Below are 26,013 nucleotides of genomic sequence, written 5' to 3'. Positions count from 1 at the left end.
CACTCGTCACCCAAGGAGCAAGCTCCTCTGTGCTACCGTTCGACTTGCATGTGTTAGGCCTGCCGCCAGCGTTCAATCTGAGCCATGATCAAACTCTTCAATTTAAAGTTTGATGCTCAAAGAATTAAACTTCGTAATGAATTACGTGTTCACTCTTGAGACTTGATATTTTTTAAGTCCGTAGACTTTTGATATCAATCCTGCGAGTGCCCACACAGATTGTCTGATAAATTGTTAAAGAGCAGTGCGAGCAGCGGGTTAACCGTCTGTCGCGAGGTGGCGTATATTACGCTTTCCTCTTTCAGAGTCAATCACTTTTTTCAGCGATTTTCTCTGGCGAGAGTTCCTTCAGAACTTCTCTCTCAACACCGCATTTCGTAAACCGTTGTGCCGTGTCGATGGAGGCGCATTATAGGGAGTTGTTCGGCGCACGCAACCGCTAATTTCAATAAAAACAACCGTTCGCTGCATTCCACAGCAAAACCCCGCCTTATACCCACTTACACACAAAGTTATCCACACCTCACGACAGAAATGAATTTAGGCGAGCATCGCGCAAACGTTTTCGCTACAATGCCCCGCGACGTGAAGGATGCCCCTTTTGGGGCGTTACCTGAGGCCAACGTTTCTTCTATATAGAAGAAAAACGCTAAGCTTGATGTAACGCTCTTATTTACGCGAAACAAAGCCAAGGGATAAAACCACCATGCAACAACGTCGTCCAGTACGCCGCGCTCTGCTGAGTGTCTCAGACAAAGCCGGTATCCTCGAATTTGCTCAGGCACTCTCCAGCCGTGGTGTTGAGCTGCTCTCCACAGGTGGCACTGCACGCCTGCTGGCAGATGCGGGCCTGCCGGTCACTGAAGTGTCTGACTACACCGGTTTTCCGGAAATGATGGATGGACGTGTCAAAACGCTGCACCCGAAAGTGCATGGCGGCATTCTTGGTCGTCGCGGCCAGGATGATGCCATCATGGCGCAGCACGCTATCAATCCTATCGACATGGTGGTCGTTAACCTTTATCCCTTCGCCCAAACCGTGGCGAAGCCGGGCTGTACGCTGGAAGATGCGGTTGAAAACATCGATATCGGCGGCCCGACCATGGTGCGCTCCGCCGCGAAGAACCATAAAGACGTGGCAATTGTCGTTAAGAGCAGCGATTACCACGCCATCATTGCCGAGCTGGACGCCAACGAAAACTCTCTGACGCTGGAAACCCGTTTCGACCTGGCGATTAAAGCCTTCGAACACACTGCCGCCTACGACAGCATGATTGCTAACTACTTTGGTAGCCTGGTGCCGGCCTATCACGGCGAGAGCAAAGAACCTGCTGGTCGTTTCCCGCGTACCCTGAACCTGAACTTCATTAAGAAGCAGGATATGCGTTACGGCGAGAACAGCCATCAGGATGCCGCTTTCTATATAGAAGAGAACGTGGCGGAAGCCTCGGTTGCCACTGCCCAGCAGGTGCAGGGTAAAGCGCTGTCCTACAACAATATCGCTGATACTGATGCTGCTCTGGAATGTGTCAAAGAGTTCAGCGAAGCCGCCTGCGTGATTGTGAAGCACGCCAACCCGTGCGGTGTGGCTGTGGGCAGCTCGATTCTGGACGCCTATGAGCGCGCATACAAAACCGATCCTACCTCTGCATTTGGCGGCATCATCGCTTTCAACCGTGAGCTGGACGAAGCCACCGCACAAGCCATCATTAGCCGTCAGTTCGTGGAAGTGATTATTGCCCCTTCCGCCTCTGAAGCCGCGCTGAAAGTCACCGCCAGCAAACAGAACGTGCGCGTTCTGGTGTGTGGTCAGTGGCAGGATCGCGTTGCCGGTCTGGATTTCAAACGTGTAAACGGTGGTTTGCTGGTACAGGACCGCGATCTGGGTATGGTCGATGCCAGCCAGCTGCGCGTAGTAAGCAAACGTCAGCCAACTGAACAGGAACTGCGTGATGCGCTGTTCTGCTGGAAAGTGGCGAAATTCGTTAAATCCAACGCCATTGTCTATGCGCGTGACAACATGACCATCGGTATTGGCGCAGGCCAGATGAGCCGCGTCTATTCCGCGAAAATCGCCGGTATTAAAGCAGGTGATGAAGGTCTGGAAGTAAAAGGTTCTGCAATGGCCTCTGACGCCTTCTTCCCGTTCCGCGATGGTATTGATGCTGCGGCTGCCGTCGGTGTCACCTGTGTGATTCAGCCAGGTGGTTCGATTCGCGATGATGAAGTGATTGCCGCCGCCGATGAGCACGGCATCGCGATGATCTTTACCGACATGCGTCATTTCCGCCATTAATCGTTGGGAGCGTAACAGATGAAAATTTTAGTCATTGGCAATGGTGGACGTGAGCACGCTCTGGCGTGGAAAGCTGCGCAGTCACCGCTGGCAGAAACCGTGTTTGTCGCACCTGGTAACGCAGGCACCGCACTGGAACCGGCATTGCAAAATGTCGCTATCAGCGCCACCGACGTTGCCGCGCTGCTGGCCTTTGCTCAGCAGGAGAAAATTGACCTGACCATCGTCGGCCCGGAAGCGCCGCTGGTGATTGGTGTCGTTGATGCGTTCCGTGCCGCGGGTCTGAAAATTTTTGGCCCGACACAGGCAGCCGCACAGCTGGAAGGCTCCAAAGCCTTCACCAAAGATTTCCTCGCACGTCAGCAGATCCCAACCGCTGAATACCAGAACTTTACCGAGGTAGAACCGGCGCTGGCGTATCTGCGTGAGAAAGGCGCACCGATCGTCATCAAAGCCGATGGTCTGGCCGCCGGTAAAGGCGTGATCGTGGCGATGACGCTGCAAGAAGCGGAAGACGCGGTACAGGATATGCTGGCAGGCAACGCGTTCGGCGATGCCGGCCACCGTATCGTGATCGAAGAGTTCCTTGATGGCGAAGAAGCCAGCTTTATCGTGATGGTTGATGGCGACAACGTGCTGCCGATGGCCACCAGCCAGGATCATAAACGTGTCGGTGACGGCGATACCGGCCCGAATACCGGAGGCATGGGTGCCTACTCTCCGGCACCGGTGGTGACCGATGAGATCCACCAGCGCGTGATGGATCAGATCATTTGGCCAACCGTGAACGGCATGAAAGCCGAAGGTAACACCTACACCGGCTTCCTGTATGCCGGTCTGATGATCGATAAAGCCGGTCAGCCTAAAGTGATCGAGTTCAACTGCCGCTTTGGCGATCCGGAAACCCAGCCGATCATGCTGCGTTTGCAGTCCGATCTGGTGGCGCTGTGTCTGGCGGCCTGTGACGGCAAGTTGGATCAGCAGACGTCACAATGGGATCCGCGTCCGTCACTGGGTGTGGTGCTGGCTGCCGGTGGTTATCCGGGCAACTACAACACCGGCGACCAGATTCACGGCCTGCCGCTGGAAGAAGTTGCAGATGGTAAAGTGTTCCACGCCGGTACCACGCTGAAGGATGACCTGGTGGTCACCAATGGGGGTCGCGTACTTTGCGTCACCGCGCTGGGCGCAGATGTTGCTGCCGCACAGCAGCGTGCCTACGAACTGGCGAAGTCTATCTCCTGGGAAGGCAGCTTCTGCCGCCACGATATCGGCTATCGCGCCATCAACCGCAAATAATCAGCAGGGGCACGCACAGTGCCCCTTCTTCATTCCCGGTCAGAAGTCGCTCTCTTTCGGCTGCCAACTACATTCGTCCGTGGGCGTGATATGCAATAGCTGCACCCCTTCAGGCGCTTCCAGCCAGGCCACCATCAACGGTGAGGATGTATTACGCTGCTGCTGTGCCAGCGTTGCCTGGATGCTGCTATCGAAAGGCGCATTCACCACCTTCCCTTCGCAGTTGCGTACCTGAGTATCGCCCAGCCAGTGCCCCTGGCTTAGCAATACACGGCCATTCAGCAAGGCATTGCTCTGCGCCAGCATGCGCTGCGCATCGAAGCGATACAGCTCGATACTGTCGCTACTTACCGCCTCACGACGTCCAGCCAGTTGTCGCTGCATAAAATTGAGGTTGCCCTGCTGATCAAAACGTAACGTAACGTCATCCGTCTGCTCGCCCGCGACCTGACGTTGCACGCTGATAAGATTGTTGTCCAGCCAGCTGTAGTCCGTTGTCTCCATTGCATCACCATTGAATGGCGTGAAGACCGTACGCATGTGAATTGATTGATGGTCGCTATTTTTGCGCCAGATACGCACCACGCCACGATCGGCAAGATAGCCGCTGGCGGTAAAGGCAGGAAGATCAGGAGTCGTGCTACAGCCCGTCAGCAGCGCACCACATAACAGGGCGCAGACGCGCTGATAATTACGTTTCAGCATGGCAGGCCCCGGAAACAAAAAGGGGCGATGTCGCCCCTCTTTTAAAGCTATACCGCGTCGCGGAAACTTACTTAACAGCGTCTTTCAGCGCTTTACCAGAGACGAACGCCGGTACGTTTGCCGCAGCGATTTTGATCTCTTTGCCAGTCTGCGGGTTGCGACCGGTACGCTCAGCGCGGTGGTTCACTTTAAAAGTACCAAAACCAACCAGTTGTACAGCATCACCATCTTTCAGAGACTCAGTGATCGCAGCCAGGGTAGATTCCAGAGCAGTTTTAGCCTGGGTTTTTGACAGGTCTGCTTTTTCCGCGATCACATCAATCAGTTGAGTCTTGTTCATAAGTTATCCTTAAAGTGTATTTATCGCTTGCTAAGCAACGAGTGCGAGGGAAAAGCCATATTCTGGCACTCTTCAGCCTGCACGCACCGATAGCCACAATTTTCAGCCCCCCAAATGTAGACCAGACAGGGGGCTGATGTGAAGCCTCCAGGCGCGCTAATTCGGGCCTGAAGTCACGTTTTCTCGCCTTATTGCTGAAAAATTATACCGATGTTACTGATTCCCGCTTCGCGCAGGTCAGAACGTAACCCTTTAATCAGCTCGAGGTCGCGCTCTTCGCATTCTGCCAACAGGCGGAAAATCTCCCACTGCATATCCCATTCGTCAATAATCGCCTGGTTTTCGCGCAGCTCTTCATCGCTCATTTCGCGTCCAGCCTGGGTCATTTCGAGGATAGCGACAGTGGTCACTGAGGTGCGGCTCACTTCAACCGCATGTTCCAGGGTTTCGCCACTGAGCTGAGCATGCAGCACTTCACTCAATGCCACGCAGGCATCAATCGCCGGATGCACGCCATAGATATCGAAATCGTCGCCATTGGGGATGACCGCTTCCAGCTTCTCCAGTTGGCTGTCGAAATTGATTTTAGCGCCTTTGACCGTCAGGCTTTCCCAGACTAAATCGAGAATACGGCGATAAAGCTGCGGATCGGCGAATTCGGTCTGCTGACAGAAGGCCCAGTAGTTAGGGAACATACGTTCACACAGACAGGCCATAAAGGTGACGTGCTGCCAGCTTTCCAGCTTCGCCAGGCGCAAATGGACGGGGTTCTGTAACATCAAACTTGCTCTCAATAATTTAGCTGGCGGCAGTGTACCGCAAAAGCCGCGCGCAAACAGCGTTAACGCGCATTTTGCCTGCGCAGAAAGGCCGGACGACCAGAAGCTACCGCATCGGCCCAGCGTGTCGGCTCAGGCAGGCGATAACCCGCCATGCAATTTTCCACCCACTGCAATGCGCTGTCGGTACTGACACGATGGCCGGTGGAGATAAAAAGTGGGTTGCAGCGCGCCTTGCTGCGCCACACCCAACCCAACTGCTCGCCTTTATCCAGCAACGGCTGACGGCTGCCCGGCGCTTCATCCAGCGTATCAAACTGGCCACACAGGCGCCGCTTTGCCACACCAATGGTCGGTACATCCACCAGCAAGCCAAAATGCGCCGCCACACCGAGCCGACGCGGATGCGAGATGCCATGCCCATCGACAAATAACAGGTCCGGTTGATGCTGGAGTTGTTGCCAGGCAGCTAATAGAGCGGGCACTTCGCGGAATGATAAAAAACCGGGGATATAGGGCATGGTGGTGCTGATGCGGGCAATCTGATGCTCCACCAGTTGCAACGAGGGGTACTCAAGAATCACCAGCGCGGCGCGCGTCACTTCCCCGCCCTGTTCAAACCCGACATCGGCACCGGCAATCAAACGGGGCGGCAGCACCTCAAAATCGTCCTGCCGCACCACGTCAGCTGCGCGCTGTTGCTGTTCCGTGCGTAGCGCCGCTAAATCCATCGCTAGCCCTGATGATAAGGACGTGACAAACGATGCACCGCCTCAACAAAGGCACCGGCATGCTCTGGCGGTACATCCTGATGGATACCGTGGCCCAGATTGAAGACGTGGCCTTCACCCTTGCCAAACCCTTCAAGGATGCCAGCCACTTCCTGCTCGATACGGGCCGGTGGGGCGTAGAGCATTGACGGGTCCATATTGCCCTGCAACGCCACTTTGTGGCCGACGCGACGACGGGCATCGGCAATATCGGTGCTCCAGTCCAGGCCCAGCGCATCACAGCCAGTTTCCGCGATCGCTTCCAGCCATTGCCCGCCACCTTTGGTGAACAGGGTGATCGGCACACGGCGACCTTCGTTCTCATGTAGCACGCTATCAACGATTTTGTGCATGTAGTAAAGCGAGAACTCGCGATAATCACGTCCGGTCAGCACGCCGCCCCAGGTGTCGAACACCATGATCGACTGCGCACCGGCTTTGATCTGCGCGTTCAGATAGAGGATCACGCTGTCGGCCAGCTTATCCAGCAACGCATGCAGCGTTTGTGGCTCGGCGTACATCATCTTTTTGATTTTGGTGAAGGCCTTGCTGCTACCCCCTTCAACCATGTAGGTAGCCAGCGTCCACGGGCTACCGGAGAAACCGATCAGCGGCACTTCGCCTTTCAGGTTATGGCGAATGGTGCGCACCGCATTCATCACATAACCCAGCTCTTGCTCCGGGTCAGGTACCGGCAGTTTGTCGACGTCAGCGCGGCTGGTAATCGGGTGAGAGAAACGGGGGCCTTCACCGGTTTCAAAGTACAGGCCCAATCCCATGGCATCCGGGATGGTGAGAATATCGCTGAAGAGGATTGCCGCATCCAGCGCATAGCGACGCAGCGGTTGCAGCGTGACTTCACAGGCCAGCTCAGCATTTTTACACAGCGACATAAAGTCACCGGCCTCGGCGCGTGTGGCTTTATATTCCGGCAGATAACGCCCGGCTTGTCGCATCATCCAAACCGGGGTGACATCCACCGGCTGACGTAACAGGGCGCGCAGATAACGATCGTTCTTCAGTTCACTCATAATTGGCTCTCTCACTGACAGGGCGCCAGTGTAGCATTTTCACAGCGCGCTGGCGCGACAGTGGGCAACGGTATCTTCAATCAGACGTCGCGCGACGGTACCCGGCGGCGGTAATAAAGGTAACGCATCGTAGCGGAACCAGCCGGCATCCAGCAGTTCTTTGCCGTCATGCTGTAGCTCCCCGCCATCGTATTCCGCCATATAGGCCATCATCAGCGAATGGGGGAATGGCCAGGGTTGTGAGGTGACGTAACGTACGTTTTTCACTCGTACATTGCTCTCTTCCATCACCTCACGCGCCACTGCCTGTTCGAGGGTTTCCCCCACTTCAACAAAACCGGCCAGTACGGTGTAGACGTTGTTACGATGCTTTGCGTGGTTCGCCAGCAGGATCTCATCTCCGCGCCGAATCGCCACAATGATGCAGGGCGCGATTTGCGGATAATAGCGTTCACGGCAGTGACCGCACAGGCAAGCAAACTCACGTTTGCTCAAATGCATTTCGTGGCCGCAATAGCCGCACCAGCGATGCGAACGAAAGAATTCCGCCAGTTGCACGCCACGCCCGGCAAGCTGGAACAGGCCGACATCTTCGTCAATCAACTGGCGTACTGAGCCCATATTGTCAGAACGTGATTCACGCACCAGCCAGACGTTTTCACCCTGCCATTCGCCAATCACCATGCCGCTGCTGCCCGCCAGATCGAATTGTTCCGCCGTCCCGTGCGGCAGCTCACCCTGTGGCAGCCAAAGTTTTTGTTCATGGCTGACAATCCACCAGCCAGCGTCTACGCTTGAGATCTCACGTTGCATTTAAATCGTCATCCTTAGCGTCTATTCGCAGAATGAACCACTATAACCCACATGGAGCCTTGTATGCTTACTCAGTTAGATGACCTGACCGAGCGTGTAGGCCGCGGTAACGAATTGGTCGATTCATGGCTACACGCGCGTCGTCAGCTACTTGTGACTTACTACCAGTTGGTTGGCATGAAGCCCAAAAAAGATGCGTTGAGTGCCCTGGACGAACAGGCGCTGGATGCCTTTTGTCATAACCTGGTGGATTATCTCTCCGCCGGCCATTTCAGCATTTATGAACATATTATCAGTGAGATGCAAGGTGACAGCCCGATGATCGCCGCCGCGCAAATCTACCCGTCACTGGAAGCCAATACCGAACGAATGATGCAACTGTATGACGGCCATCTGCAACAGGCCATCACCGATGACAACTGCGTCACCTTCCAGCAGGCGCTGTCTGAAGTGGGTGAAGTGCTGGAGTCGCGTTTTACGCTGGAAGATAAGCTGGTGCATCTGGCATGGGACAATCAGCTGGCGCATACGCCGGTAGCGAATGAAAGCATCATCGCCCGCCCTGCTTAGCCGCCCGCATTTGTAAAAGACTTGTTATTCGTAAAAAGCCCTTCTATGCTACGAGGGCTTTTTTATTTTACGGTTTAACACCGTAAATATTTTCTTGTCGGAGTGCCCATTTTGGGCTGAGACCGTTAATTCGGGATCCGCGGAACCTGATCAGGTTAGTACCTGCGAAGGGAACAAGAGTAAATATCACAGCCGGTGCGCGCGCCGTTTCTGTTACTCCTTCCGGACTCCGGACAAGCAACTTCCATCATTTACAGGAAACTTGCTATGTCTGTTGTAAAAACTTCTCGTCGTGAACAACGCGCCCAGGCGCAGGAATTTATTGATTCCCTCCAGGGCACTGCCTTCCCCAATTCTAAACGTATCTGGATCACCGGCAGTCGTGATGATATTCGTGTGCCGATGCGTGAGATTCAGCTCAGCCCGACCCTGACCGGCGGCAGTAAAGATAATCCGCAATACGAAGCCAACGAACCGGTGCCGGTATATGACACGGCCGGGGCTTACGGCGATCCGCATGCATCGATTGATGTTCATCGGGGGTTGAGCAAACTGCGCGCCAACTGGATCGCGGAACGCGGCGACAGTGAAACCATCGACCAGCTCAGCTCCAGCTATACACAGCAACGCCTGGCAGATGAGGGTCTGGATCACCTGCGTTTTGAACATCTGCCCCAACCGCGACGTGCCAAAACAGGCCGCCGTGTTACCCAGTTGCATTATGCGCGTCAGGGCGTCATTACCCCGGAAATGGAGTTTATTGCACTTCGTGAAAACATGGGGCGCGAGCGCATCCGTGGCGAAGTGTTGCTACAACAACATCCTGGCCATAGCTTTGGTGCGCATCTGCCGGAAAATATCACCGCCGAGTTCGTGCGTCAGGAAGTCGCCGCAGGGCGAGCCATCATCCCATCCAACATTAACCACCCTGAATCTGAGCCGATGATCATTGGCCGCAATTTTCTGGTCAAAGTGAATGCCAACATCGGCAACTCGGCGGTCAGCTCCTCAATTGAAGAGGAAGTGGAGAAGCTGGTGTGGTCGACACGCTGGGGGGCTGACACGGTGATGGATCTCTCGACCGGCCGTTATATCCATGAAACACGCGAGTGGATTTTGCGTAACAGCCCGGTGCCGATTGGCACCGTACCGATTTATCAGGCGCTGGAGAAGGTAAACGGCATCGCGGAAGATCTGAATTGGGAAATCTTCCGCGACACCTTGCTGGAGCAAGCCGAACAAGGCGTTGACTACTTCACCATCCACGCCGGCGTGCTGCTGCGTTATGTGCCGATGACGGCGAAACGTCTGACCGGCATCGTTTCGCGTGGCGGTTCAATCATGGCGAAGTGGTGTTTGTCGCACCATCAGGAGAGTTTCCTGTATCTGCACTTCCGTGAGATTTGCGAAATCTGTGCTGCCTATGATGTTGCTCTGTCGCTGGGTGATGGACTGCGTCCGGGTTCGATTCAGGATGCCAACGATGAAGCGCAGTTTGCCGAGCTACATACGCTGGGTGAGCTGACCAAAATCGCCTGGGAATATGATGTGCAGGTGATGATCGAAGGTCCGGGGCATGTGCCGATGCAGATGATTCGCCGCAATATGACCGAACAACTGGAACATTGTCACGAAGCCCCGTTCTATACCCTCGGCCCACTGACCACCGATATCGCCCCCGGCTACGATCATTTCACTTCTGGCATCGGTGCCGCGATGATTGGCTGGTTCGGCTGTGCGATGCTGTGCTACGTCACCCCGAAAGAACATCTGGGTTTGCCGAATAAGGAAGATGTGAAACAGGGATTGATCACCTATAAAATTGCCGCTCATGCCGCCGATCTGGCGAAGGGCCATCCTGGCGCCCAGATCCGCGATAACGCCATGTCGAAAGCGCGATTTGAGTTTCGCTGGGAGGACCAGTTCAATCTGGCGCTCGACCCACATACCGCGCGCGCTTATCACGATGAGACACTGCCGCAGGAGTCGGGCAAAGTGGCACATTTTTGTTCCATGTGCGGCCCGAAATTCTGCTCCATGAAAATCACCCAGGAAGTGCGTGACTTTGCCGCCCGTCAGCAGGCGGAAGCCCAGCCGATTGAAATCGGGATGGCGCAGATGTCAGATGCCTTCCGTAGCCGTGGCGGTGAGCTTTATCATGCCGCCGATGCCCTGAAAGAGGAAAATGTATGACCGCCGCCTTCCCCAGTACCGCCCCACGTTTAGGACTTTACCCGGTTGTCGATAGCGTTGAGTGGATTGCCCGTTTGCTGGAAGCGGGAGTACGCACCATTCAGCTGCGTATTAAAGATTGCGAAGATCATGAAGTGGAAGAGGCGGTGCGGGAGGCTATCGCACTCGGCAAACAATATCGCGCCCGCCTGTTTATCAATGATTACTGGCGCCTGGCAATTCGCTACAACGCCTATGGCGTGCATCTCGGCCAGGAAGATCTGGATGTGGCCGATTTGGAGGCAATTCGTCAGGCGGGCTTGCGCCTCGGCTTATCCACCCATGATGATGCCGAACTGGATCGGGCGCTGGCGCTGCGCCCCTCCTATATCGCGCTGGGGCATATTTTCCCGACACAAACTAAAGAGATGCCATCAGAACCGCAAGGCATTGCAGAGTTAACACGTCATCTGGCGCGGCTGGAAGGCATTTCAACGGTAGCCATTGGCGGTATTTCGTTGGCGCGCGCACCAGAGGTGCTGGCGACCGGCGTGGGTAGCATCGCGGTGGTTAGTGCCATCACTCAGGCACCCGACTGGCTGGCGGCCACGAAAGAGTTGCTGGCGCTGACAGAACCCACCGTCACGGCGTAAAACACGGCTGACGACGCGATTTATTGCGCACTAAATTGCGCGATAAATCGCGCCGCTACCGATCAGGCGCAGACCAACATCGCGCGTTCAATCGCAGCACCCACCAGCGCAATCGCCTGTTCGGTGGCATCGGTAATCGGTAGCGCATAGTTGAGACGCAGGCAGTTGCGATACTTACCCGATGCGGAAAACAGCGAGCCCACCGCCACCTGAATCTTCGAGGCGCGGAGTTCCGTGTTGAGGCGCACCGCGTCGAAGGCTTCCGGCAGTTCGATCCACATCAGAAAGCTACCCTGTGGGCGTGACACACAAATACCACACGGGAAATAGTGGCGTACCCAGCAGCTAAAGGTCTCGTAATTGCGTTGATAAACCTGGCGCATACGCCGCAAGTGCGGCCCGTAATGACCCAGACGAATAAACTCCGCCACCACATGCTGCGTCATGGTCGCGGAAGATCCGGTGCCGATATATTTCATGTGCAGCACCCGTTCGCGATAACGCCCCGGTGCAACCCAGCCGACACGCAGGCCAGGCGAGAGCGTTTTGGAAAACGAGCTGCACAGCAGCACTCGCCCATCCATATCCAGCGACTTAATACTGATGGGGCGCGGATACTCCCACGCCAGCTCTCCATACACATCATCTTCGATGATGGCGGCGTCGAAGCGTTGTGCCAACGTCAGCAGCGCCCGTTTACGCGCTTCCGGCATGATAAAACTCAACGGATTATTACAGTTAGGTACCACCACCACCGCTTTAATGGGCCACTGTTCGAACGCCAGCTCCAGCGCTTCAAGGCTGATACCCGTCACCGAGTCGGTCGGGATCTCAATGGCGCGAATACCAAAACCGCGTAGGGTTTGCATGGTGCCGTGGAACGTGGGCGATTCCACCGCAATGATATCCCCTGGCTGACAAACGGCGCGGATAGAAACCGACAATGCTTCGTGGCAACCGGTGGTCACCACAATGTCGTCAGCGCTAAGCTGGCAACCGCTATCAATCGTCAGGCGTGCGATTTGTTCCCGCAACGATGTCAGGCCCAACAGGGTGTCGTAGCTCAGCAGGTTGATATCCTGCTTCTGCGCCATACGACTCTGGATTTTCCACAGCGGTTTCAGCGTTGGCTGCGTCAGATCCGGGATGCCACTGCCCAGTTGGATCACGTCCCCCTCGATGCGACTGCTGAGCAGCTCCAGCACCGATTCCCACTGGGTGATCTCCACCGGGCGTTGAGCGGGACGGGTGATGGCAGGAACAGGCGGCGTGGCTTTACGTGTCGCCACAAAATAGCCGGAGCGAGGCTGCGGCACGATCAGCTGCTTCTCCTCCAGCAAATGGTAAGCCTGCTGGACAGTGCTGATACTCACACCATGTTCAATGCTGAGCGTACGCACCGATGGCAAGCGCTCTCCACTGCGATATAACCCTTGCTCGATGCGGTCTGAGAGCAAGCCCGCCAGATGCTGGTAACGCGTCATCGTATGCCTCACATGATTTCCAACAGGAAAAAACCAGTACAGATTGGATTAATTTTTACCATTCAGATCGGTCACAGCGCAATCTGTATGTTTAATAAATGTGTTTATTGAATCTGTATTGGAATAGGTGGAAAACGGACAATGCTTCTCAGACATCATACCGAGGGCAGGATTATGGAATTCGATCAAAACCGGGCGGCAAAACCCTTCAATATCACCTTACTGGATATCTTCCGAGCGGTGCGGCAGTTGGTGAAATCCTGGCATTTACGTCGGCAGACCCGACGCATATTGTCGCACCTCAGCGATACCCAGTTACGGGATATTGGGCTGACGCGCGGCGATATCGACCGCAGAAACTGAGAATACAGATGAAAAAAAACCCTGCCGAAGCAGGGTTTTTTATTGGCTAACTGACGAACGATTACTCGTCGTCGCTACCGCCGAGACCGGCGTTCAGCAGTTCAGCCAGGCTGGCAGAGGCTTCATCCGCAGTAACCTGCGGTGCAACCGGTGCTTCACCCGCCTGACGGCGACGCATACGATCCTGATGGTAAGCGTAACCGGTACCGGCCGGGATCAGACGACCCACGATAACGTTCTCTTTCAGGCCGCGCAGTTCGTCGCGCTTGCCTGCAACCGCAGCTTCGGTCAGGACACGCGTGGTCTCCTGGAACGATGCAGCAGAGATGAACGACTCGGTTGCCAGAGACGCTTTGGTGATACCCAGCAGGTCGCGCATGTAGGTGGCACCCAACTTGCCGTTCGCTTCCAGATCACGGTTAGAGATCTTGATGCGAGACACTTCAGCCTGCTCACCTTCCAGGAAGTCGGTGCTTCCGGCGCTGACGATGGTCGCTTTACGCAGCATCTGACGTACGATGACTTCAATGTGCTTATCGTTAATCTTAACGCCTTGCAGACGGTAAACTTCCTGCACTTCGTTAGTGATGTAACGGGTAACAGCATGAACGCCACGCAGACGCAGAATGTCATGCGGAGATTCCGGGCCGTCAGATACGACGTCACCACGTTCAACGCGCTCACCTTCAAATACGTTGAGCTGACGCCATTTCGGAATCATCTCTTCGTACGGATCGCTACCATCAACCGGGGTGATTACCAGGCGACGCTTACCTTTAGTCTCTTTACCGAAGGAGATGATACCGCTGATCTCCGCCAGGATTGCTGGCTCTTTCGGACGACGCGCTTCGAACAGGTCGGCAACGCGCGGCAGACCACCGGTGATGTCCTTGGTACCGCCAGATTCCTGCGGAACACGCGACAGGGTGTCACCTGCGCTGATCTTCACGCCATCTTCCAACTGAACAATCGCTTTGCCCGGCAGGAAGTACTGAGCCGGCATGTCGGTGCCCGGGATCAGAACGTCATCGCCATTCGCATCAACGATTTTCAGTGCCGGACGCAGGTCTTTACCACCTGAAGTACGCTCAGCAGAGTCAAGGATAACCAGTGATGACAGACCGGTTAACTCGTCAGTCTGACGGGTAATGGTCTGGCCGTCGATCATATCGGTGAAGCGGATGAAACCGTTCACTTCAGTGATTACCGGCATGGTATGCGGATCCCAGTTCGCCACGGTTTCGCCCGCGTTGACCTGCTCACCATCACCTTTCGCCATCACTGCACCGTAAGGCACTTTATAGCTTTCTTTGGTACGACCGAACTCGTCGATCATTTTCAGCTCAACGTTACGAGAAACGATCACCAGCTTCCCGGAGGAGTTGGTAACGGTTTTCGCGTTGCTCAGCTTGATAGTACCTTTGTTCTTCACCTGAATGCTGGATTCAGCAGCCGCACGCGATGCCGCACCACCGATGTGGAACGTACGCATCGTCAGCTGAGTACCCGGCTCACCGATGGACTGTGCTGCGATAACGCCGATGGCCTCACCTTTGTTGATGATGTGACCACGCGCCAGATCGCGACCGTAGCAGTGTGCACACACACCGAAGTCGGTTTCACAGCTTACAACTGAACGCACTTTGATGGCGTCAACAGAGTTCTGCTCAACCACATCACACCAGTGCTCATCAAGCAGGGTGTTACGCGGGATCAGAATGTCTGCGGTGCCCGGCTTGAGCACGTCTTCTGCGGTCACACGACCCAGTACACGCTCACGCAGCGGCTCTTTAACATCGCCACCCTCGATAACCGGGGTCATCATGATACCTTCGAAGGTGCCACAATCGTCCTCGGTCACCACCAGGTCCTGTGCCACGTCAACCAGACGACGGGTCAGGTAACCGGAGTTCGCGGTTTTCAGTGCGGTATCCGCCAGACCTTTACGCGCACCGTGGGTTGAGATGAAGTACTGGAGTACGTTCAGACCTTCACGGAAGTTCGCGGTGATCGGCGTTTCGATGATGGAGCCATCTGGCTTCGCCATCAGACCACGCATACCTGCCAGCTGACGAATCTGTGCCGCAGAACCACGCGCACCGGAGTCGGCCATCATGTAGATGCTGTTAAAGGAAACCTGCTTCTCTTCTTCGCCGTGACGGTTGATCACAGTTTCAGTTTGCAGGTTATCCATCATCGCTTTGGAAACGCGTTCGTTAGCGGCGGCCCAGATATCGATGACTTTGTTGTAACGTTCGCCTGCGGTTACCAGACCAGACTGGAACTGCTCCTGGATCTCAGCAACTTCAGCTTCTGCTTCTGCGATGATCTCAGCTTTCTTCGCCGGGATAACCATGTCGTCGATACCAACAGAGGCACCAGAACGGGCTGCATAAGCAAAGCCGGTGTACATGGTCTGGTCAGCAAAGATAACGGTCGGCTTCAGGCCCAGAATGCGGTAACAGGTGTTCAGCATTTTGGAGATTGCCTTTTTACCCAGCGCCTGGTTGACGATGGAGTAAGGCAGACCTTTCGGCACGATCATCCACAGGATCGCACGACCAATGGTGGTGTCGATCAGGCTGGTTTTCGCAACGAATTCATCTTGTTCGTTTTTGCTGTACTCGGTGATACGCACTTTTACGCGGGCATGCAGCTCGGCCAGGCCAGCGCGGTAAACACGCTCAGCTTCTTTCGGGCCAGTCAGCACCATGCCTTCGCCTTTGGCGTTCACTTTGTCGCGGGTCATGTAGTACAGACCCAGAACAACGTCCTGAGACGGAACGATGATTGGCTCGCCGTTCGCCGGAGACAGAATGTTGTTGGTAGACATCATCAGCGCACGCGCTTCCAGCTGGGCTTCCAGCGTCAGCGGTACGTGAACTGCCATCTGGTCACCATCGAAGTCGGCGTTATATGCCGCACAAACCAGCGGGTGCAGCTGGATCGCTTTACCTTCGATCAGAACAGGTTCAAACGCCTGGATACCCAGACGGTGCAGAGTCGGTGCACGGTTCAGCAGAACCGGGTGCTCACGGATAACCTCGTCGAGGATGTCCCACACCACCGCTTCTTCACGCTCAACCATTTTCTTCGCGGCTTTGATGGTGGTGGCGAGGCCACGCAGTTCCAGCTTGCCGTAAATGAACGGTTTGAACAGTTCGAGTGCCATTTTCTTCGGCAGACCGCACTGATGCAGACGCAGGTATGGACCTACGGTGATAACCGAACGACCAGAGTAGTCAACACGTTTACCCAGCAGGTTCTGACGGAAACGACCCTGCTTACCTTTGATCATGTCTGCCAGTGATTTCAGCGGACGCTTGTTGGAGCCAGTGATGGCGCGACCACGACGGCCGTTATCCAGCAGCGCATCAACCGCTTCCTGCAACATACGTTTTTCGTTACGTACGATGATATCCGGCGCAGCCAGATCCAGCAGGCGTTTCAGACGGTTGTTACGGTTGATCACGCGACGATACAGATCGTTCAGATCTGACGTTGCGAAACGACCACCATCCAGCGGAACCAGCGGACGCAGATCCGGCGGCAGTACCGGCAGCACGGTCAGGATCATCCACTCTGGTTTGTTACCAGACTGAACGAATGCTTCCAGCAGCTTGATACGCTTGGTCAGCTTCTTACGCTTGGTTTCAGAGTTGGTTTCGTTCAGCTCTTCACGCAGCTGCTCGCACTCCTGCTCCAGATCCATGTTTTTCAACAGGGCCTGGATCGCTTCCGCACCCATCTTCGCGTCGAATTCGTCACCGAACTCTTCCAGCGCGTCGAGGTACTGCTCTTCAGTCAGGATCTGACGTTTTTCGAGGTTGGTCATGCCACCTTCGACAACCACATAGGATTCGAAGTACAGCACGCGCTCGATGTCACGCAGCGGCATATCCAGCAGCAAACCGATACGGGACGGCAGTGATTTCAGGAACCAAATGTGTGCAGTCGGCGAAGCCAGTTCGATATGGCCCATACGCTCACGACGCACTTTGGTCTGCGTGACTTCAACGCCACACTTCTCACAAATCACGCCACGGTGTTTCAGGCGCTTGTACTTACCGCACAGGCACTCATAATCTTTTACCGGTCCGAAAATACGGGCACAGAAAAGACCGTCACGCTCCGGCTTGAAGGTACGGTAGTTAATGGTTTCAGGCTTTTTAACTTCACCAAAAGACCAGGAACGGATCATGTCTGGCGAAGCCAGAGCAATTTTGATCGCATCAAACTCTTCGGTTTTAGTTTGCGCTTTCAGAAACTTAAGTAAGTCTTTCACGGATTAGCTCCCGTCGGAGTGAGACTCTCAGGGATGTTCGACCCCAGCCGAACATCCCATAACCAGTACAAATGCGAGTGCTTACTCGTCTTCCAGCTCGATGTTGATACCCAGCGAGCGAATCTCTTTCAACAGTACGTTGAAGGATTCCGGCATGCCCGGTTCCATCTGATGGTTGCCATCGACGATGTTTTTATACATCTTCGTACGGCCGTTCACATCATCAGACTTAACGGTCAACATTTCCTGCAGGGTATAGGCGGCACCGTATGCTTCCAGTGCCCACACTTCCATCTCACCGAAGCGCTGACCACCGAACTGTGCTTTACCACCCAGCGGCTGCTGAGTAACCAGGCTGTAAGAACCGGTGGAACGGGCGTGCATCTTGTCATCGACCAGGTGGTTCAGTTTCAGCATGTACATGTAACCTACGGTTACCTGACGCTCAAACTGCTCACCGGTACGGCCGTCGAACAGAGTGATCTGACCGGAAGAAGGCAGGCCGCCGAGCTGCAACAGCTCTTTGATTTCGCTCTCTTTCGCACCATCAAACACCGGAGTCGCAATCGGCATACCTTTTTTCAGGTTCTCTGCCAGACGCAGCACTTCGTCGTCGCTGAAGGTGTTCAGGTCAACTTTCTGACGCACGTCGGTGCCCAGATCGTAAGCACGCTGGATAAACTCACGCAGTTTGGCGACTTCTTCCTGCTTCTTCAGCATGGCATTGATCTTCTCACCAATACCTTTCGCCGCCATACCCAAGTGGGTTTCCAGGATCTGACCGATGTTCATACGTGACGGTACGCCCAGCGGGTTCAGTACGATGTCAACCGGCGTGCCGTTTTCGTCGTAAGGCATATCTTCGATCGGGTTGATCTTGGAGATAACACCTTTGTTACCGTGACGACCTGCCATCTTGTCACCAGGCTGGATCTGACGTTTAACGGCCAGATACACCTTAACGATTTTCAGCACGCCCGGTGCCAGATCATCGCCCTGGGTGATCTTGCGACGCTTCGCTTCGAGTTTCTTCTCAAACTCATGCTTCAGCTCGTCATACTGTTCAGCCAGCTGTTCCAACGCGTTCTGCTTCTCTTCGTCGGTCAGGCCCAGCTCCAGCCAGCGCTCACGCGGCAGCTTGTCCAGCTTCTCAGCCTCAACACCACCCGAGATCAGTACCGCCTGGATACGACCGAACAGGCCAGCTTCGAGGATCTGCAGTTCTTCAGACAGGTCTTTCTTGGCCTGCTTGAGCTGCATCTCTTCGATTTCCAGCGCACGTTTGTCTTTTTCCACGCCATCGCGGGTAAAGACCTGTACGTCGATAACCGTACCGGAAACGCCGTTCGGCACGCGCAGTGACGAATCTTTCACGTCAGACGCTTTTTCACCGAAGATCGCACGCAGCAGTTTCTCTTCCGGCGTCAGCTGGGTTTCACCTTTCGGCGTTACCTTACCAACCAGAATGTCGCCGCCGGTCACTTCAGCACCGATGTAAACGATACCGGATTCATCCAGTTTGGAGAGCGCAGCTTCACCCACGTTCGGGATGTCAGCGGTGATCTCTTCTGGCCCCAGTTTGGTGTCACGAGACACGCAAGCCAGTTCCTGAATATGGATGGTGGTGAAACGGTCTTCCTGGACAACACGCTCAGATACGAGGATGGAGTCTTCGAAGTTGTAGCCGTTCCACGGCATGAACGCTACGCGCATGTTCTGGCCCAGCGCCAGTTCACCGAGGTCGGTAGACGGGCCATCAGCCAGCACGTCGCCGCGCTCGATCGGTTCGCCCAGAGACACACACGGCATCTGGTTGATGCAGGTGTTCTGGTTCGAACGGGTGTATTTGGTCAGGTTGTAGATGTCGATGCCGGCTTCGCCCGGATACATCTCATCTTCGTTAACCTTAATCACGATACGGGAAGCATCAACGTACTGGATGATACCGCCACGTTTGGCTACGGCAGTTACACCGGAGTCAACCGCTACAGCACGCTCCATACCGGTACCAACCAGCGGCTTATCAGCACGCAGAGTCGGAACCGCCTGACGTTGCATGTTTGCACCCATCAATGCACGGTTGGCGTCATCGTGTTCCAGGAACGGGATCAGTGACGCACCAACAGAAACAACCTGCTGGGTCGAAACGTCCATATAGTCAACCTGGTCGCGGCTGAACAGGCTTGATTCGCCTTTGCTACGACAGGTAACCAGATCGTCAACGAATGAACCGTCTTCGGCCAGGTTGGTGTTCGCCTGAGCAATAACGAAGTTACCCTCTTCAATTGCAGAGAGGTAATGGATCTCGTCACTCACTTTACCGTCAACAACGCGACGGTACGGCGTTTCCAGGAAGCCATATTCGTTAGTCTGTGCGTACACGGACAACGAGTTGATCAGACCGATGTTCGGACCTTCCGGCGTTTCGATTGGACATACGCGACCGTAGTGAGTCGGGTGTACGTCACGCACTTCGAAGCCAGCGCGTTCACGGGTCAGACCGCCTGGGCCGAGGGCTGAAATACGACGCTTATGCGTGATCTCAGACAGCGGGTTGTTCTGGTCCATAAACTGAGACAGCTGGCTGGAACCGAAGAACTCTTTAACGGCAGCGGAAATCGGCTTAGCGTTGATCATATCCTGAGGCATCAGGGTATCGAGGTCGCCCAGAGACAGACGCTCTTTCACCGCACGCTCTACACGCACCAGACCAACACGGAACTGGTTTTCTGCCATTTCGCCAACAGAACGGATACGACGGTTGCCGAGGTGGTCGATATCGTCCACTTCGCCTTTACCGTTACGGATATCGATGAGCTTCTTCATCACTTCGATGATGTCGTCTTTGCTCAGGATACCGGAACCTTCGATCTCATCACGCAGCAGAGAACGGTTGAACTTCATGCGGCCAACCGCAGAAAGATCGTAACGATCTTCAGAGAAGAACAGGTTCTCGAACAGGTTTTCTGCCGCTTCACGCGTCGGCGGCTCACCAGGACGCATCATGCGATAGATCTCAACCAGCGCGCTCAGGCGATCATTGGTTGGGTCAACACGCAGTGTCTCAGAAATGTACGGACCGTGATCCAGATCGTTGGTGAACAGCGTTTCAATGCGCTTGTGCCCGGACTGGCTCAGTTTAGCCAGCAGATCCAGTGACAGCTCCATGTTCGCTGCAACGATCAACTCACCGGTATTGGTGTCGATGTAATCTTTAGCCACCACTTTACCGGCAATGTATTCAACCGGTACTTCGATATGCTGGATATTGTCTTTTTCCAGCTGGCGGATGTGGCGAGCAGTGATGCGACGACCTTTCTCAACGTAGACGTTGCCGTTGGCTTCGATATCGAAGGAGGCGGTTTCACCACGCAGGCGCTCAGGCACCAGTTCCATCTGCAATTTGTTGTCGCGAATTTCGAACACCACTTTTTCGAAGAACAGATCAAGAATCTGCTCCGTGGTGTAATGCAGCGCGCGCAGGATGATACTGGCCGGCAGCTTACGACGACGGTCAATACGGACGAACAGGTTGTCTTTCGGGTCAAACTCGAAATCGAGCCATGAACCGCGGTAAGGGATGATACGTGCGTTATACAGCACTTTACCGGAAGAGTGCGTTTTACCCTTATCGCTGTCAAAGAAAACGCCAGGACTACGATGCAGCTGAGAAACGATAACACGCTCAGTACCGTTGATTACAAAGGTACCGTTTTCGGTCATGAGCGGAATTTCGCCCATGTAAACTTCTTGTTCTTTAATGTCTTTGACGGTGCCTTCCGGCGCTTCGCGCTCGTAGATCACCAGACGCAGTTTGACGCGCAGCGGTGCAGAGAAAGTCACGCCACGGATCTGACATTCTTTTACGTCAAAGACAGGTTCGCCCAGGCGATAGCTGACATACTGCAACTCTGAGTTGCCGCTGTAGCTCGCGATCGGGAATACGGAACGGAATGCAGCTTCCAGTCCATACTGACCTTCTGGATCTTGCTCGATAAACTTCTGGAACGAGTCAAGCTGGATAGAAAGGAGATAAGGTATGTCCAGCACTTGCGGACGTTTACCAAAATCCTTACGAATACGTTTTTTCTCGGTATAGGAGTAAACCATAGGGTTCCTCAGCTAGCTGACAAGTCGACCCACTCTGTCCGTCCTGAAGGGACAGTTCATGCAACACTATTTTGTTTTTCATGCGATGCGTAGCACCCCATGCAATACATCTTTCTATCACTCTTAAATCATTTCATCGCCGTTGCGCAGGCAGGGAACCCTCACAGGAAAGCGATATATTAAGTCGTCGATAGAAAAAGATATTGAAGAGAAACAATGGACAAACAGTGCGAAACGCCATCATTCCCCTGTAGCGCAAAAAGGCTGGTGACTAAAAAGTCACCAGCCATCAGCCTGAAACTACTCAGACTGCAACCCGAGGGTTGTCTTACTTAACTTCAACTTCTGCGCCAGCTTCTTTCAGCTGTGCTTCGAGAGCAGCAGCGTCAGCTTTGCTGATGCCTTCTTTGATCACGCCAGTAGCTTCAACCAGATCTTTGGCTTCTTTCAGGCCCAGACCAGTTGCAGTACGTACTGCTTTGATGACGGCAACTTTGTTCGCGCCAGCACCTTTCAGGACCACGTCGAATTCAGTTTTCTCTTCAGCAACTTCAGCCGGGCCAGCAGCAACAGCTACAGCAGCAGCAGCAGAAACACCGAATTTTTCTTCCATAGCAGAAACCAGCTCAACTACTTCCATTACGGACATAGCGGCAACGGCTTCCAGAATTTGGTCTTTAGTGATAGACATAACAATTGTTCCTAAGAATCAGTATAAGTTTATGCGATAAAGTACGAAGGAAAAGAGTGGGCCTTAAGCCGCTTCTTTTGCATCGCGAACAGCAGCCAGAGTGCGGACCAGTTTGCCGGCAGCGGCTTCTTTCATGGTCGACATCAGACGTGCCAGTGCTTCTTCGTAAGTCGGCAGAGTCGCCAGACGGTCAATATTGGCCGCCGTGATCAGCTCACCTTCAAAGGCTGCAGCTTTGACCTCGAATTTTGCATTCGCTTTCGCGAACTCTTTGAACAGACGAGCAGCAGCGCCCGGGTGTTCCAAAGAGTATGCAATCAGGGTCGGACCAACAAACGTGTCTTTCAGGCACTCGAAAGGAGTACCTTCAACGACGCGGCGCAGCAGGGTGTTACGAACAACACGCATGTAAACGCCAGCTTCACGACCTGCTTTACGCAGTTCGGTCATTTTATCAACGGTAACGCCACGGGAATCCGCAACAACCGCTGACAGCGCGCCTTTGGCTACTTCGCTGACTTCAGCAACAATCGCTTGTTTGTCTTGAAGATTTAATGCCATTAGCTTTTGCTCCTGGATTTGACCGGGGAAGGATTTCCCCGGAACTCACTTCACTTATTCACCCGAAGGCGAAAAGCGCTATTACACGGTGAGCAGAATCCAGTTAAGAAAAAATTCTTTTTGGTTCTGTCACCGTCTACGCAGGGGATTAAGCGTTTTATCCGAAGATGTCGCGCTCCTGCGGTCTTGGACGGAGGCCAGGATAAGGCCTGGCTCCAACCTTAGTGACTGAATAACAAAGGGATGAACCTTTATCTTCCACTCACTATGAATCTTGGTTCTGAATTGACTACTCAACCAGAACAACGGGCGTAAGATTCTAGATGAATTTTTCGCCCGTTTCAAGCAGCAATTAGTTTGCTGCTGCGTTCAGACCAGCCTGGTCGATGGCAACGCCAGCGCCCATGGTGGTGGACAGGCTAACTTTCTTGATGTACACGCCTTTCGCCTGAGCAGGTTTTGCTTTTTTCAGCGCAACCAGCAGAGATTCCAGGTTTTCTTTCAGTTTGTCAGCGTCGAAGTCCACTTTACCGATGGTGGTGTGAATGATGCCGTTTTTGTCGTTACGGTAACGAACCTGACCTGCTTTAGCGTTTTTAACTGCTTCAGCAACGTTCGGAGTTACAGTACCCACTTTCGGGTTTGGCATCAGACCGCGCGGGCCCAGAACCTGGCCGAGCTGGCCAACAACGCGCATTGCATCCGGAGAAGCAATAACAACGTCAAAGTTCATTTCGCCTTTTTTGATCTGGTCAGCCAGATCTTCCATACCTACCAGCTCTGCGCCAGCTGCTTTAGCAGCTTCAGCGTTTGCGCCCTGGGTAAATACGGCAACGCGTACTGAACGACCAGTACCGTGCGGCAGTACAGTTGCACCACGTACGTTCTGATCAGATTTACGAGCATCGATGCCGAGGTTAACAGCAACGTCTACGCTCTCTACAAACTTAGCAGTAGCCAGTTCTTTCAGCAGAGCAACAGCTTCGTTGATGTCATACTGTTTAGTTGCATCAACTTTGTCACGGATCACGCGCATGCGCTTGGTCAGCTTAGCCATTTCTTAGTCCTCCACTACCAGGCCCATGGAACGAGCAGTACCTTCGATAGAGCGAGTCATCGCTTCTACGTCAGCACCAGTCATGTCCGCAGCTTTGGTTTCTGCGATTTCACGTACCTGAGCACGGGTTACTTTACCGACTTTGTCTTTGTTCGGCTTACCAGAACCAGACTTGATGCCCGCTGCTTTTTTCAGCAGTACGGCAGCCGGAGGTGTTTTGGTAACGAAGGTGAAAGAACGGTCGCTGTATACGGTGATAACAACAGGAGTCGGCAGACCTTTTTCCAGAGATTCGGTCTTCGCGTTGAACGCTTTACAGAATTCCATGATGTTAACGCCCTGCTGACCCAGAGCTGGACCAACCGGTGGGCTCGGGTTAGCCATACCAGCTGCAACCTGCAGCTTGACGTAGGCTTGTACTTTCTTAGCCATGATATTTCCTCTATTGGGTTATAGCGCCTGCAAAACAGGCTCCCCGTGATGACAATTCACACGCTGTTGCCAGCGCATAAAAACAAAAGGCGCGAAATTGTAGATAAATTCCGCGCCTGCTGCAACTACAAAAATGTCTCGGGCGTTAGCCTTTTTCTACCTGGCTGAAATCCAGCTCGACAGGGGTAGCGCGACCGAAGATGGAAACAGAGACTTTCAGGCGGCTCTTTTCGTAATCCACCTCTTCCACCACACCGTTGAAGTCGGCAAAAGGACCGTCGTTGACGCGTACCATTTCGCCCGGCTCGAACAACGTTTTTGGACGCGGCTTATCACCCACCTGCTGCAGGCGGTTCATAATCGCATCAACTTCTTTATCGCTGATCGGTGCTGGACGGTCAGATGTACCACCAATGAAGCCCATCACACGCGGTACGCTACGCACCAGGTGCCAGCTGGCATCATTCATTACCATCTGAACCAATACGTAACCTGGGAAGAATTTGCGCTCACTTTTGCGACGCTGGCCACCACGGATTTCCACGACTTCTTCAGTCGGCACCATGACTTCGCCAAACAACTCTTCCATGTTGTGCAATTTGATGTGCTCACGCAGCGACTGGGCTACGCGGCCTTCGAAACCGGAAAACGCCTGCACGACGTACCAGCGTTTTTTTGGAGCTTCAGACATCTCAGAACCTCAGGCCAGTGATAAACGATACAAGTCGGACAAGAATACCATCCAGTCCCCACAAAATCAGTGACATCACGGCAGTTACCGCGGCAACGATTAACGTGGTGTGCAGCGTTTCCTGGCGAGTCGGCCAAATGACCTTACGCATCTCGGTTCTTGCTTCACGCGCAAACGCAACTGTCGCTTTGCCTTTTGTGGTCAGCAACGCAACGCCGCCTGCCACTGCAATCAGAACCACTACGGCCAGCGCACGTAACGGCAGTGTCACATCGCGGTAGTAGTAATTACCAACAATAGCGACAACCAGTAATACGGCAACAACCAGCCATTTTACGGTTTCCAGGCCGCGTCCGCTCCCTTGAGCTTCGGTATTCGCACTCATAAACCAACCTGCCACTATAATTCAGAAACTATTCTGCCCCGCATGGCGAGGCATCCAAACCGAGTAAGCTCTTAAAGCGCAACCCGGTATCCTGCACCGCTTAACAGAGCCTGTCTCAGCAATGATTATGACCGAAAATCACTGATGAGCCAGGTTCTATACAACAGCGTGCAAAAAGGGCATCAAATGATGCCCTTTCCGTGTGCATTGCGTCAAATATTATCGGGATTAAGCGATAACTTTAGCAACAACGCCCGCACCAACGGTACGGCCGCCTTCGCGGATTGCGAAGCGCAGACCTTCGTCCATTGCGATCGGGTGAATCAGGGTAACAACCATTTTGATGTTGTCGCCCGGCATTACCATCTCTACGCCTTCCGGCAGTTCTACTGAACCTGTTACGTCAGTAGTACGGAAGTAGAACTGAGGACGGTAGCCTTTGAAGAACGGAGTATGACGGCCGCCTTCGTCTTTAGACAGTACGTACACTTCTGATTCGAACTGAGTGTGCGGCTTGATGGTGCCC

At 54.0% G+C, this 26,013-nt stretch carries 22 protein-coding genes and 1 riboswitch; of the genes, 6 read left to right on the top strand and 16 right to left on the bottom strand.

Annotation, left to right across the window (positions count from 1 at the left end):
- Positions 1–706 precede the first annotated feature (706 nt).
- Together purH and purD are read left to right on the top strand one after the other, a co-directional pair.
- Positions 707–2,296: a bifunctional phosphoribosylaminoimidazolecarboxamide formyltransferase/IMP cyclohydrolase gene (gene purH, locus CTZ24_RS01215; protein WP_021186411.1), complete on the top strand. Its 1,590-nt coding sequence runs from the start codon at positions 707–709 to the stop codon at positions 2,294–2,296.
- 18 nt (positions 2,297–2,314) lie between these two features.
- The gene (purD, locus tag CTZ24_RS01210; RefSeq protein WP_021186412.1) at positions 2,315–3,595 is read left to right on the top strand and encodes a phosphoribosylamine--glycine ligase; all 1,281 of its coding nucleotides are present in this window, start codon (positions 2,315–2,317) and stop codon (positions 3,593–3,595) included.
- A 39-nt stretch (positions 3,596–3,634) separates the two neighbouring features.
- Here purD and CTZ24_RS01205 read toward each other — a convergent pair whose 3' ends face one another.
- The 6 genes from CTZ24_RS01205 to nudC all read right to left on the bottom strand — a co-directional run bounded on the left by CTZ24_RS01205 (position 3,635) and on the right by nudC (position 8,033).
- Positions 3,635–4,300, bottom strand: coding sequence for a DUF1481 domain-containing protein (locus CTZ24_RS01205; RefSeq protein WP_208724571.1), 666 nt, complete (start codon positions 4,298–4,300; stop codon positions 3,635–3,637).
- Between the two features lie 67 nt (positions 4,301–4,367).
- Positions 4,368–4,640, bottom strand: a complete 273-nt coding sequence (hupA, locus tag CTZ24_RS01200) for a nucleoid-associated protein HU-alpha (RefSeq protein ID WP_013507416.1) — start codon at positions 4,638–4,640, stop codon at positions 4,368–4,370.
- A 188-nt stretch (positions 4,641–4,828) separates the two neighbouring features.
- A complete protein-coding gene (locus tag CTZ24_RS01195; RefSeq protein WP_021186414.1) occupies positions 4,829–5,419 on the bottom strand; it encodes a YjaG family protein in 591 nt (196 codons plus the stop codon).
- Positions 5,420–5,481: 62 nt separating this feature from the next.
- Complete coding sequence (nfi, locus tag CTZ24_RS01190; protein WP_208724570.1) at positions 5,482–6,150, bottom strand: deoxyribonuclease V; 669 nt, start codon at positions 6,148–6,150, stop codon at positions 5,482–5,484.
- 2 nt (positions 6,151–6,152) lie between these two features.
- Positions 6,153–7,220, bottom strand: coding sequence for a uroporphyrinogen decarboxylase (gene hemE / locus CTZ24_RS01185; RefSeq protein WP_021186416.1), 1,068 nt, complete (start codon positions 7,218–7,220; stop codon positions 6,153–6,155).
- Positions 7,221–7,259: 39 nt separating this feature from the next.
- Complete coding sequence (gene nudC / locus CTZ24_RS01180) at positions 7,260–8,033, bottom strand: NAD(+) diphosphatase (protein ID WP_021186417.1); 774 nt, start codon at positions 8,031–8,033, stop codon at positions 7,260–7,262.
- Positions 8,034–8,096: 63 nt separating this feature from the next.
- Here nudC and CTZ24_RS01175 point away from each other — a divergent pair, with 63 nt between their 5' ends.
- From CTZ24_RS01175 to thiE, 3 genes are all read left to right on the top strand, one after another.
- The gene (locus tag CTZ24_RS01175) at positions 8,097–8,603 is read left to right on the top strand and encodes an Rsd/AlgQ family anti-sigma factor (protein ID WP_021186418.1); all 507 of its coding nucleotides are present in this window, start codon (positions 8,097–8,099) and stop codon (positions 8,601–8,603) included.
- Positions 8,604–8,691: 88 nt separating this feature from the next.
- Positions 8,692–8,793: riboswitch (TPP riboswitch) on the top strand.
- Between the two features lie 77 nt (positions 8,794–8,870).
- Positions 8,871–10,796 (top strand): phosphomethylpyrimidine synthase ThiC, encoded by a 1,926-nt coding sequence (thiC, locus tag CTZ24_RS01170; protein ID WP_208724569.1) that lies wholly within the window; start codon positions 8,871–8,873, stop codon positions 10,794–10,796.
- Complete coding sequence (gene thiE, locus CTZ24_RS01165) at positions 10,793–11,428, top strand: thiamine phosphate synthase (protein WP_208724568.1); 636 nt, start codon at positions 10,793–10,795, stop codon at positions 11,426–11,428. The genes thiC and thiE overlap by 4 nt, the downstream gene beginning before the upstream one ends.
- A 62-nt stretch (positions 11,429–11,490) precedes the next feature.
- Here thiE and CTZ24_RS01160 read toward each other — a convergent pair whose 3' ends face one another.
- The gene (locus tag CTZ24_RS01160; protein WP_208724567.1) at positions 11,491–12,912 is read right to left on the bottom strand and encodes an aminotransferase-like domain-containing protein; all 1,422 of its coding nucleotides are present in this window, start codon (positions 12,910–12,912) and stop codon (positions 11,491–11,493) included.
- A gap of 174 nt (positions 12,913–13,086) precedes the next feature.
- Here CTZ24_RS01160 and CTZ24_RS01155 point away from each other — a divergent pair, with 174 nt between their 5' ends.
- Entirely contained in the window at positions 13,087–13,275 is a 189-nt protein-coding gene (locus CTZ24_RS01155; protein WP_021186422.1) for a DUF1127 domain-containing protein, read from the top strand.
- A 61-nt stretch (positions 13,276–13,336) separates the two neighbouring features.
- Here the strand turns inward: CTZ24_RS01155 and rpoC are convergent, their stop codons facing one another.
- The 9 genes from rpoC to CTZ24_RS01110 all read right to left on the bottom strand — a co-directional run.
- Complete coding sequence (rpoC, locus tag CTZ24_RS01150; RefSeq protein ID WP_021186423.1) at positions 13,337–17,560, bottom strand: DNA-directed RNA polymerase subunit beta'; 4,224 nt, start codon at positions 17,558–17,560, stop codon at positions 13,337–13,339.
- A gap of 81 nt (positions 17,561–17,641) precedes the next feature.
- Complete coding sequence (rpoB, locus tag CTZ24_RS01145; protein WP_021186424.1) at positions 17,642–21,670, bottom strand: DNA-directed RNA polymerase subunit beta; 4,029 nt, start codon at positions 21,668–21,670, stop codon at positions 17,642–17,644.
- A 328-nt stretch (positions 21,671–21,998) separates the two neighbouring features.
- A complete protein-coding gene (rplL, locus tag CTZ24_RS01140) occupies positions 21,999–22,361 on the bottom strand; it encodes a 50S ribosomal protein L7/L12 (protein WP_208724566.1) in 363 nt (120 codons plus the stop codon).
- A 63-nt stretch (positions 22,362–22,424) separates the two neighbouring features.
- Entirely contained in the window at positions 22,425–22,922 is a 498-nt protein-coding gene (rplJ, locus tag CTZ24_RS01135) for a 50S ribosomal protein L10 (protein ID WP_208724565.1), read from the bottom strand.
- A gap of 352 nt (positions 22,923–23,274) precedes the next feature.
- Positions 23,275–23,979, bottom strand: a complete 705-nt coding sequence (rplA, locus tag CTZ24_RS01130; protein WP_013507402.1) for a 50S ribosomal protein L1 — start codon at positions 23,977–23,979, stop codon at positions 23,275–23,277.
- Positions 23,980–23,982: 3 nt separating this feature from the next.
- On the bottom strand, positions 23,983–24,411 hold the full coding sequence (rplK, locus tag CTZ24_RS01125; RefSeq protein WP_013507401.1) for a 50S ribosomal protein L11: 429 nt from the start codon (positions 24,409–24,411) through the stop codon (positions 23,983–23,985).
- A gap of 145 nt (positions 24,412–24,556) precedes the next feature.
- Positions 24,557–25,102, bottom strand: coding sequence for a transcription termination/antitermination protein NusG (gene nusG, locus CTZ24_RS01120; RefSeq protein WP_013507400.1), 546 nt, complete (start codon positions 25,100–25,102; stop codon positions 24,557–24,559).
- 1 nt (position 25,103) lies between these two features.
- Complete coding sequence (secE, locus tag CTZ24_RS01115; RefSeq protein ID WP_013507399.1) at positions 25,104–25,487, bottom strand: preprotein translocase subunit SecE; 384 nt, start codon at positions 25,485–25,487, stop codon at positions 25,104–25,106.
- Between the two features lie 228 nt (positions 25,488–25,715).
- The coding region (locus CTZ24_RS01110) for an EF-Tu C-terminal domain-related protein (protein ID WP_496198561.1) at positions 25,716–26,013 on the bottom strand (298 nt) is incomplete at its 5' end.

Source organism: Pantoea phytobeneficialis, from assembly GCF_009728735.1.
GTDB classification, from domain to species: domain Bacteria; phylum Pseudomonadota; class Gammaproteobacteria; order Enterobacterales; family Enterobacteriaceae; genus Pantoea; species Pantoea phytobeneficialis.
Note: the sequence above shows the minus strand (reverse complement) of the source record. Positions and strands in the feature narration are given on the sequence as shown.